Consider the following 9899-nt stretch of genomic DNA (forward strand, 5'->3'; position numbering starts at 1 on the left):
ACAGCCGCCGAGGCGGTGCACCGCCTCGGCGTGCTCGGCGATCTCGTCGGCGGCTGAGGCGCCCTTGAGTGCGATCAGGCGTCCGCCGGGCGCAGCCAGCGGAAGGCACCAGCCGGCGAGTCGGTCCAGTGGCGCTACCGCCCGGGCGGTGACCACGTCACTGGGCGGCAACTCCGGTTCGGCGACTGCCTCCTCGGCTCGCCCAAGGAACACGCGCACCGAGGTGGTCAGACCGAGCGACTCCACGGCCTCGTCGAGGAAGACGACCCGCCGAGCCAGTGGTTCGACGAGCGTCACCGTGAGGTCCGGCCGGGCGATGGCGAGCACCAGACCGGGCAGGCCGGCCCCCGATCCGACGTCGACGACCGTCGCGCCCTGCGGGATCAGTTCGCCGACCACGGCGCAGTTCAACAGGTGGCGGTCCCAGAGCCTGGGCGTCTCCCGAGGGCCGATCAGACCGCGTACCACGCCGTCGGTGGCCAACAGTTCGGCGTAGGCGGCGGCGAGGTCGAGCCGGTCACCGAAGAGACGCCGGGCCGCCTCGGCCAGGTCGGGCGGCAGCACCGCCGTAGTGGGGTCGGGACGGTCGGCGGCGGACCCCGGGGACAGGTCCAGCCGGGGCGGGACAGCCGCCGGCCCGGGCGGCGTACCACCCGGGCCGGACGGGGTAACGCCCCTGGCGTCGTCTGCGGTCACTCGTCAGCCCGCGGGCCGGACGACGATGCGACGGCTGGGCTCGACGCCCTCGGACTCGCTCTCCACACCGTCGATCGCGTTCACCACGTCGTGGACGCACTTTCGCTCGAAGGCCGACATGGGCTCCAGGCGTACCGCTTCGCCGTGCTCCTTGACCTTCTCGACCGCGTTGCGCGCCACTGCGGCGAGTTCCTTGCGCCGGTTGGCCCGGTAGCCGCCGACGTCGAGCAGCAGCCGGCTGGGCGAGCCGGTCTGCCGGAAGACGGCGAGCCGGGCCAGTTCCTGGAGTGCCTCCAGGGTGGCGCCGCGCTGGCCGACCAGGTTCTGCAGCCGGCCGCCGACGACCTCCACCACCGGACGGCCGCCCGACACCAGCTCGTCGATGTCGCCGTCGTAGTCGAGGATGTCGAGCAGCCCTTCGACGTAGTCGGCTGCGATCTCGCTCTGCCGGAAGAGGTCGCTCTCACCGGCGGCCTTGCTCGGCGCCTTCTCGGCGTCGGTCTCCTCCGGCTCGCCGTCGACCGGAGCCGCCGCCGTCGGCTCCTCGTCGTCCAGGGGCTGGTCGGCGCGGGGGATGCTGGTGTCGGTCACGGTGTCATCTCCGTACTCACTCGGCCGGACCTCGGGTCCGCTGGTTTCCCGCGGCCGGCGGGACGTCGCCGGTGCCCACGGGCACGTCTGTAGGGCAGTGTCGCCCGTTCGCCACGTCGTAGGCGGCGCTTCCACGCTCCGGCGCCAGCCTCTCGGCGGCAGCACGTCGCGCAACGGGCCGCCGTCGGTCTCCCGACGGCGGCCCGGACGTTTCAGCCCTGCCGTTTGGCGGGGCGACTCTTCTTCGGGTTGGCCGGCTTCACACCCGGCTTCGGGCCGGCGACCTTCGGAGCGGCCGGCGCGGGCGGCGCCTCGGCCGGCTTGCTGCGGCCGAACAGACCACGGTTCTTGGCCGGCTGCGCGCCGTTCCGCGCGGCGGCGGTCGTGGTGGCCGGCTTGCTGGTGGCGGTCACCGGCGGCGGGAACTTCCGCAGCACCCACTGCTGCTGGCCGAGGGTGAAGAGGTTGTTGGTGACCCAATAGATGATCACACCGATCGGGAAGATGGCGCCGGAGATGAGCAGCGACAGCGGGATGCCGTAGAGCATCAGACGCTGGATCATGCGCTGCTGCGGGTCCTCGGCCCAGCCGGTCTTGAGGATCATCTGGCGGCTGGTGAGGTAGGTGGTGCCCATCATCACCAGCACCAGGACACCGGCCATGATCTTCACGACGGTGCCGTTGGCACCGAGCTGCGCCAACTCCGCTGCGGTGGAGCCGAACTTGCTGGCGATCGGCGCGGTGAAGAGGGTCGCGTCCGAGGCGCTGTTGAACTGGTCGACCGTCCAGCCGTAGATGTCCTTGTTGTTCTTCGCCGGGTCCGGGTTGAGGCGACGCAGGACGTGGAACAGGCCGAGGAAGACGGGGATCTGGAGGAACATCGGAAGGCAGCCCATCAACGGGTTGGCCTTTTCCTTCCGATAGAGCTCCATCATCTCCTTCTGGAGCGTCTCCCGGTCACCCTTGTGCTTCTCCTGCAGCGCCTTCACCTGCGGCTGGAGCGCCTGCATGGCCCGCTGCGACTTGATCTGCTTGACGAAGACCGGGAACAGGATCACCCGGACGGTGACCACCAGGAAGACGATGGCCAGAATCCAGGCCCAGTTCGTGCCGAGGACCGTGGCGTCGGGAATCCCGATGGCCTCCCAGGCCGAATGCCAGGCCAGCAGGATCCACGAGATCGCGTAGTAGATCCAGTCGAGACTCAATTCTCGGCTCCAGTCACGTCGGCAGGTCGGCGGCTACCCGGCTCCGGTACCGGGTCGTATCCACCAGGATGGAATGGGTGGCAGCGCGACAGTCGCCGGACCGTCAGACCGGCTCCCCGCAGCGCGCCGTGCCGGGCAATCGCCTCCAGGGCGTACGCACTGCACGACGGGTAGAACCGACAGCGGGCCGGCAACGCCGGACTTATCCACCGACGGTACGCGATGACGGGCAGGGTCAGCACCCGGGCACCGGTGGTAGCCGGGCGCGGCGACCTGGGCTCTGAGCTCACCGTGGCCGCCGTTCCCGGCCGGCCCGGGCGGCGGCGAGCGCCGCGTCCAGGTCCGCACCGAGCCGTTGGTACGTCACGTCGGCGGCGGCCGGCAGAGCGCGTACGACGAGGGTGCTCCCGGCCGGCAGGGCGGCGAGCCGTTCCCGGGTCAGATGCCGCAGCCGGCGACGGACCCGGTTACGGACCACCGCGGGCCCGACCGCCTTGGAAACCACGAAGCCGGCGCGGGACACCGGTGCGGAGGAAGACTCCGCACCGCCCCGCGCCGGCTCCGGCGCTACGTCTGCGGCTCCGGGTGTGACCGGCAGGGTCAGGTGCACGACGAGCGTGCCCCGACCGGCTCGTCGGCCACCGCGAACCGCTGCGGCGAAGTCGATGCTGCGCCGCAGTCGTTGCGCGGCCGCCAGCACGACTGCCGTCCCCGGAGCGGACCCTGTCGGCCTCAGGCCGACAGGCGGGTGCGGCCCTTGGCGCGACGGGTCGAAAGAATGGCGCGGCCGGCCCGGGTGCGCATGCGCAGCCGGAAGCCGTGGGTCTTCGCGCGCCGGCGGTTGTTCGGCTGGTAGGTGCGCTTGCTCACGTCAGGCTCTCCGTTGTCGGACGCCCGGACACATGGATCGTCCGGGTCGTGGTGGTCCAGGCCGCCGCTGCGGTGGCCCCGATCGGCGCTGCCCGAGTGGCTTGTCACCCCGGCGTTACGGGGCGCGACCATGGGCAGCAAGCACCCATCACCCTAGCAGAGGGCGTAAGAGCAGCCCCTCCACCCTAGGGCGGGGGGCAATCACCGTCAAACCGGCGTAGTCGGGCCTTCACCTGCGGCGACAACCGCCCGAAAGCGGGGGATTTCGCTGATGCCGACAACGCGCCAGGCCCGTCGACGGTTGATGATGCGGCGACATCGCTGTTACCGTGCCCGATTGCGGTCAGCGTCTCCAGTTCCGGGATGTCGCCGCCAGGCAAGACCGGACACGGTAGTCAATCGTTCGGCACGGTGAACCCGCTTCAGCCCCCGGCCACGGCAGGGGGCAGGTCCGACCCGCGCCCGGCGGGCGGCCACAATCGGTCGGTACACAGGCTGTGGATAACTTGTGGAGGACGACCGGTTCGGCGTCCGGGTGGGTGAGAGGTCACACCGCTCGGTACCCGGCATCCGGACAGCCGGGAGACGGCGGCGTCCGGGGAGCAGAGGCGAGGGGGTGGCACGACGGTGGCCGGTACGACCGACCTTGCCGCGGTGTGGACGGCGACCACGGACGAGCTCGCCGACGAGATCATCTCCGCGCAGCAGCGGGCGTACCTGCGGCTGACCCGGTTGCGGGCCATCGTCGAGGACACCGTGCTGCTCTCGGTGCCGGACGCGTTCACCCGCGACGTGATCGAGTCCCGGCTGCGCCCGGCCATCACCGAGGCGCTCACCCGACGGCTGGGTCGACCGATCCAGGTCGCCGTGACCGTCCGCGTACCCGAGGACGGACATCCCACCGGCACCGTCTACCGCAGTGTCCCGGAGTCCGGCATCGGCGTCCCGGACGGCCCAGTCGACTACGACGCTCGCGGACCGGACGGAGGCCCCGCCGGTGACACCGGTCGGCAACAGCTCCCCCTGATCCCGGAACAGCCACAGCCCGGCCGGTTCGACCGGCCCGTGGCGGAGGTGCCACCGGCGGACGGCGGCGGACGTACCGGTCCCGCGATGGTCGACGGCCAGGAGACACTCTTCGGCCACGCCTTCGGTGAGCCGACCCGACAGCACGACCGGCAGCACGACCGGCCGACCGAGGTGCCCCGACGGCCCGCCGACCGACTCGGCTTCACCGAGCAGACCGGTCGTCTGGACCCGCCGCCGAACGGCCCACGCGGCTTCGCCGGCCGGTACGGCGAGGACCACGGCGTCTCCCCCCGCGACCAGCACGTGATCCGGGCCATGCCGAACGACGGCGGCACCGACAGCGGGCCCGGTCGAGGCAGTCCCGACCACCGCCCGGTCGGACGTGACGACCGCCGGCTGCCGACCGGCGCGGACAGCGGCGGCAACCGGCTCAACCCGAAGTACATGTTCGAGACGTTCGTCATCGGTTCCTCGAACCGGTTCGCGCACGCGGCGAGCGTGGCGGTGGCCGAGTCGCCCGCGAAGGCGTACAACCCGCTGTTCATCTACGGCAGTTCGGGGTTGGGCAAGACCCACCTGCTGCACGCCATCGGGCACTACGCCACCACGCTGGGCAACGCCCGCTCGGTCCGGTACGTCTCGACCGAGGAGTTCACCAACGACTTCATCAACTCGCTGCGGGACGACAAGACCAGTGCGTTCCAGCGCCGCTACCGCGACGTCGACATCCTCCTGATCGACGACATCCAGTTCCTGGAGAACCGCGAGCGCACCCAGGAGGAGTTCTTCCACACGTTCAACACGCTGCACAACGCCAACAAGCAGATCGTGATCACCTCCGACCGCTCGCCGAAGCAGTTGGCGACGCTGGAGGACCGGCTGCGGACCCGGTTCGAGTGGGGCCTGCTCGCCGACATCCAGCCGCCGGACCTGGAGACGCGGATCGCGATCCTGCAGAAGAAGGCGGCCCAGGAGCGGCTGTACGCCCCGCCGGACGTGTTGGAGTTCATCGCCTCCCGGGTCTCGAACTCGATCCGGGAACTGGAGGGTGCCCTGATCCGGGTCACCGCCTTCGCCAGCCTGACCCGGTCGAGCGTGGAGCTGTCGCTGGCCGAGGAGGTCCTGCGGGACTTCATCCCGGACGGTGCCGGCCCGGAGATCACCGCCGACCAGATCATGGTCGCCACCGCCGACTACTTCGGCGTCAGCCTGGAGGACCTGCGCGGGCACTCCCGTTCCCGGGTACTGGTCAACGCCCGCCAGGTGGCCATGTACCTGTGTCGGGAGCTGACCGACCTGTCGCTGCCCCGTATCGGGCAGGCGTTCGGCGGCCGGGACCACACCACCGTCATGCACGCCGACCGCAAGATCCGTCAGCAGATGGCCGAGCGGCGTTCGCTCTACAACCAGATCGCCGAGCTGACCAACCGGATCAAGCAGAACACCTGAGGCGTACGCGCGTCCCACAGCGGTTTCCACGACCCGGCCGGAGCCTCGGCCGGGTCTCTTTTCGGTATCGACCGTGGACCCTCGACGAGGTGTAGACCACACCCTGGGAGGCGTGTCCGCTCCGGCTCGCGCTCGTTGTCCACAGCTCGTTGTCCACCGCCGGTGGATAACCACGGACGGTCGGCACCCAGTTACCCACAGGCTGTGGAGAAACCCTGGGGACAACCCTGTGGACGCCTGTGGGCGACTGGGGACAACTCGTCGCTCTGTCCACCGGCGACGGCCCGCCTGTGGACGCCCTGTTGAAGGTTCTGGGGATGACGGGGTCCGAGGCCGTCTCCGTTGTCCACAGGACTGGGGAGAAAGTCGGTGGATTACCGGTGGACAACCGGTGGACGACGGTGGACAACGCGGTGCACGACGGGGGCCTGTGGACCGACAGGCCGGTTGTACCCCAGGTTCTCCACAGCTAACCCACCGGTGGATAACCACTCTGACCTGCGTCGACGCGAGTTCTCCACAGTTTGCACAGGTGCGATGAAGACGATGGGTTATCTCTTCTAAAAGAACGAAAACCAATCATCACCGTTGGACTTCCTGTGGATCGGGCCGAAGCTGCCGGGGGCACCCGTCAGCATCGACTCGATCGCCGGGGTCGGGCGCACAGCCGATACCCTCGCGCCCTAAGGTTCGATGGGTACCCGCACGCCAGGTGGGTCGGCGGGTAGCGGCCGGCATGAGAGAGTTGACGACGTCGACGTCGACGCGGAGGCATTGATGAAGTTCCGAGTGGAGCGCGACGCGCTCGCCGAGGCCGTGGCCTGGACCGCGAAGAGCCTGCCCAACCGGCCGTCCGTACCGGTGCTGGCCGGGGTGCTGCTCCGGGTGACCGAGGGCAGCCTGCAGGTCTCCGGCTTCGACTACGAGGTCTCCAGCCAGGTGACGGTGGAGGTGCAGGGCGACGCCGACGGCGCCGCGTTGGTCTCCGGTCGCCTGCTCGCCGAGATCACCAAGGCACTGCCGGCCAAGCCGGTGGACATCGCCGCGGTCGGGGCCCACCTCGAACTGGTCTGCGGCAGCGCCCGGTTCACCCTGCCCACCATGCCGGTGGAGGACTACCCGACCCTGCCGGAGATGCCGGAGAGCGCCGGCACCGTCGACGCCGCCGCCTTCGCCGCCGCGGTCGCCCAGGTGGCGGTCGCCGCCAGCCGGGACGAGACGCTGCCGATGATGACCGGCGTACGCGTCGAGCTCTCCGGCGGCACGCTGGCCATGCTCGCCACCGACCGCTACCGGCTGGCGTTGCGTGAGATGGAGTGGAACCCGGACGACGCGGACATCAGCATCAACGCGCTGGTGCCGGCGCGGACCCTCAACGACACCGCCAAGACCCTCGGGCCGCTCGGCGGCCACGTCGTCCTCGCCCTCTCCCAGGGCGCTGCCGGCGAAGGCATGATCGGTTTCTCCGGTGGCACCCGGCGGACCACCAGTCGCCTGCTGGACGGCGCGAACTACCCGCCGGTGCGGTCCCTCTTCCCGGCCACCCACAACGCCGACGCCCGGGTGGCCGTCAGCACGCTCATCGAGGTCGTCAAGCGGGTCGCGCTGGTCGCCGAGCGGACCACCCCGGTGCTGCTCAGCTTCAGCACCGACGGGCTGGTCGTCGAGGCCGGCGGCACCGAGGAGGCCCGGGCCAGCGAGGCCATGGAGGCCACCTTCACCGGCGAGCCGCTCACCATCGGCTTCAACCCGCAGTACCTGATCGACGGACTGGCAAACCTCGGGTCCCAGTTCGCCGTGTTGCAGTTCGTCGACGCCTTCAAGCCTGCGGTGATTTCCCCCGCCGGTGAGGATGGCGAGCTCATCCCTGGGTACCGGTACCTCATCATGCCGATCCGCGTGTCCCGCTGATCGGCAGAGCACACCCGAAACCCACGAAAGGTAAGAACCGATGCAGCTCGGCCTGGTAGGACTCGGCCGGATGGGCGGCAACATGCGCGAGCGGTTGCGCGCTGCCGGTCACGAGGTGGTCGGTCTCGACCACAACTTGGAGCTGAGTGACGTCACCAGCCTGGCCGAGCTGGCGGAGAAGTTGGATGCGCCCCGAGCGGTCTGGGTGATGGTGCCCGCCGCCGTCACCGACGCCACGATCGACGAACTGGCCGAGGTCCTCGGCGAGGGCGACCTGATCATCGACGGCGGCAACTCGCGGTTCAGCGACGACGCCCTGCGCGCCGAGCGCCTCAACGAGCGCGGCATCGGCTACGTCGACGTCGGGGTCTCCGGCGGGGTCTGGGGCCGGGAGAACGGCTACGGCCTGATGGTCGGCGGTGCCGAGGAGCACGTCGAGCGGCTGAAGCCGATCTTCGAATCGCTCAAGCCCGAGGGCGAGTTCGGTTTCGTGCACGCCGGCCCGGTCGGCGCCGGCCACTACGCCAAGATGGTGCACAACGGCATCGAGTACGGCCTGATGCACGCCTACGCCGAGGGCTTCGAGCTGATGGCCGCCTCGGAGCTGGTCACCGACGTACCGGGCGTCATCAAGTCCTGGCGCGAGGGCACCGTGGTGCGCTCCTGGCTGCTGGACCTGCTCGACCGGGCGCTGGACGAGGACCCGGAGCTGAACCAGCTCAGCGACTACACCGAGGACACCGGCGAGGGACGCTGGACGGTCGACGAGGCGGTCCGGCTCGCCGTACCCCTCCACGTCATCACCGCGTCGCTCTACGCCCGGTTCGCCTCCCGGCAGGACGAGTCACCGGCGCTGAAGGCCGTCTCCGCACTGCGCCAGCAGTTCGGCGGGCACGCCGTCCGTAAGCGCTGACCGGCGCCCGGCCCCGTGTACGTCCGCCGGATCGAACTGGTCGACTTCCGCTCGTACGAGCGGGTCGGCGTCGACCTCGAACCGGGGCCGAACGTGCTGATCGGCGCCAACGGCGTCGGCAAGACCAACCTGGTCGAGGCGCTCGGTTACGTGGCGACGCTCGACTCGCACCGGGTCGCCACCGACGCGCCGCTGGTGCGTGCCGGGGCCACCGCCGCGGTGATCCGCTGCGCGGTGGTGCACGAGGGCCGGGAACTGCTGGTCGAGCTGGAGATCGTGCCGGGCAAGGCCAACCGGGCCCGGCTCGGCCGTTCACCGGCCCGCCGCGCCCGGGACGTGCTCGGCGCGCTGCGGCTGGTGCTGTTCGCACCCGAGGATCTCGAACTCGTCCGGGGCGACCCGGCGGAACGCCGCCGCTACCTCGACGACCTGCTGGTGTCGCGCCAGCCCCGGTACGCGGGGGTGCGCGCCGACTACGAGCGGGTGGTCAAGCAACGCAACGCACTGCTGCGGACGGCGTACCTGGCCCGCAAGACCGGTGGCTCGCGGGGCGGTGACCTCTCCACCCTGGCCGTCTGGGACACCCACCTGACCCGGCACGGCGCCGAGCTGCTCGCCGGCCGGCTGGAACTGGTCGCCGCGCTGGCGCCGCACGTGGCCAAGGCGTACGACGCGGTGGCCGCCGGACGCGGCGCGGCGGGCATCGCGTACCGACCGTCGGTGGAACTCGCCGAGCCGACCACCGACCGGGAGGCACTGGCCGAGATCCTGGCCGCCGCGCTCACGGAGTCCCGGTCCGCCGAGATCGAGCGGGGCACCACCCTGGTCGGTCCGCACCGCGACGAACTCGCCCTCACCCTCGGCCCGCTGCCGGTGAAGGGGTACGCCAGCCACGGCGAGTCGTGGTCGTTCGCGCTCGCGCTCCGGCTCGCCGGCTACGACCTGCTGCGCGGCGACGGGATCGAACCGGTCCTGGTGCTCGACGACGTCTTCGCCGAGTTGGACTCCGGACGGCGGGAACGGCTGGCCGGCCTGGTCGACGGTGCCAGCCAGTTGCTGGTGACCTGCGCGGTCGCCGACGACGTACCGCCGGCACTGCGCGGCGTCCGCTTCGAGGTGGCCGAAGGGACGGTGCGTCGTGTCGGATGAACCGGAGCGCCCGCGTCCCCGCGCCCGAGGGACCGACGACGGTGCCTGTCTCGTATACAAATCTGACGCTGCCGCCGAAGGCT

General features: G+C 70.6%; 10 protein-coding genes. 4 read left to right on the forward strand and 6 right to left on the reverse strand.

Features of this window, described 5'->3' with window-relative positions; translation table 11 throughout:
• The 6 genes from rsmG to rpmH form a co-directional block, all read right to left on the reverse strand.
• Positions 1-609 (reverse strand): 16S rRNA (guanine(527)-N(7))-methyltransferase RsmG (rsmG, locus tag EYA84_RS19095; RefSeq protein WP_394347589.1); only part of this gene is annotated, 609 nt, incomplete at its 3' end.
• A 90-nt stretch (positions 610-699) separates the two neighbouring features.
• Positions 700-1287 carry a R3H domain-containing nucleic acid-binding protein gene (locus tag EYA84_RS19100; RefSeq protein WP_131054412.1) on the reverse strand — a complete coding sequence of 196 codons (588 nt, stop codon included), beginning with the start codon at positions 1285-1287 and terminating at the stop codon, positions 700-702.
• 212 nt (positions 1288-1499) lie between these two features.
• Positions 1500-2495: a membrane protein insertase YidC gene (gene yidC / locus EYA84_RS19105; protein ID WP_131054413.1), complete on the reverse strand. Its 996-nt coding sequence runs from the start codon at positions 2493-2495 to the stop codon at positions 1500-1502.
• Complete coding sequence (gene yidD / locus EYA84_RS19110; protein ID WP_217706055.1) at positions 2492-2737, reverse strand: membrane protein insertion efficiency factor YidD; 246 nt, start codon at positions 2735-2737, stop codon at positions 2492-2494. Before yidD ends, yidC begins: the two co-directional genes overlap by 4 nt.
• 44 nt (positions 2738-2781) lie before the next feature.
• The gene (gene rnpA, locus EYA84_RS19115) at positions 2782-3195 is read right to left on the reverse strand and encodes a ribonuclease P protein component (RefSeq protein WP_131054415.1); all 414 of its coding nucleotides are present in this window, start codon (positions 3193-3195) and stop codon (positions 2782-2784) included.
• Positions 3196-3227: 32 nt separating this feature from the next.
• Entirely contained in the window at positions 3228-3365 is a 138-nt protein-coding gene (gene rpmH, locus EYA84_RS19120) for a 50S ribosomal protein L34 (protein WP_067300964.1), read from the reverse strand.
• 627 nt (positions 3366-3992) lie between these two features.
• On the opposite strand from rpmH, the gene dnaA reads away from it, so the two are divergent.
• From dnaA to recF, 4 genes are all read left to right on the forward strand, one after another.
• On the forward strand, positions 3993-5843 hold the full coding sequence (gene dnaA / locus EYA84_RS19125) for a chromosomal replication initiator protein DnaA (RefSeq protein ID WP_131054416.1): 1851 nt from the start codon (positions 3993-3995) through the stop codon (positions 5841-5843).
• A gap of 777 nt (positions 5844-6620) precedes the next feature.
• Positions 6621-7754: a DNA polymerase III subunit beta gene (dnaN, locus tag EYA84_RS19130; protein WP_131054417.1), complete on the forward strand. Its 1134-nt coding sequence runs from the start codon at positions 6621-6623 to the stop codon at positions 7752-7754.
• Positions 7755-7794: 40 nt separating this feature from the next.
• Complete coding sequence (gene gnd / locus EYA84_RS19135; protein ID WP_131054418.1) at positions 7795-8667, forward strand: phosphogluconate dehydrogenase (NAD(+)-dependent, decarboxylating); 873 nt, start codon at positions 7795-7797, stop codon at positions 8665-8667.
• A 15-nt stretch (positions 8668-8682) separates the two neighbouring features.
• Positions 8683-9816, forward strand: coding sequence for a DNA replication/repair protein RecF (gene recF, locus EYA84_RS19140; protein ID WP_131054419.1), 1134 nt, complete (start codon positions 8683-8685; stop codon positions 9814-9816).
• The last annotated feature ends 83 nt before the right edge of the window (positions 9817-9899 follow it).

Source organism: Verrucosispora sp. SN26_14.1 (assembly GCF_004307965.1).
Classification (GTDB): Bacteria; Actinomycetota; Actinomycetes; order Mycobacteriales; family Micromonosporaceae; genus Micromonospora.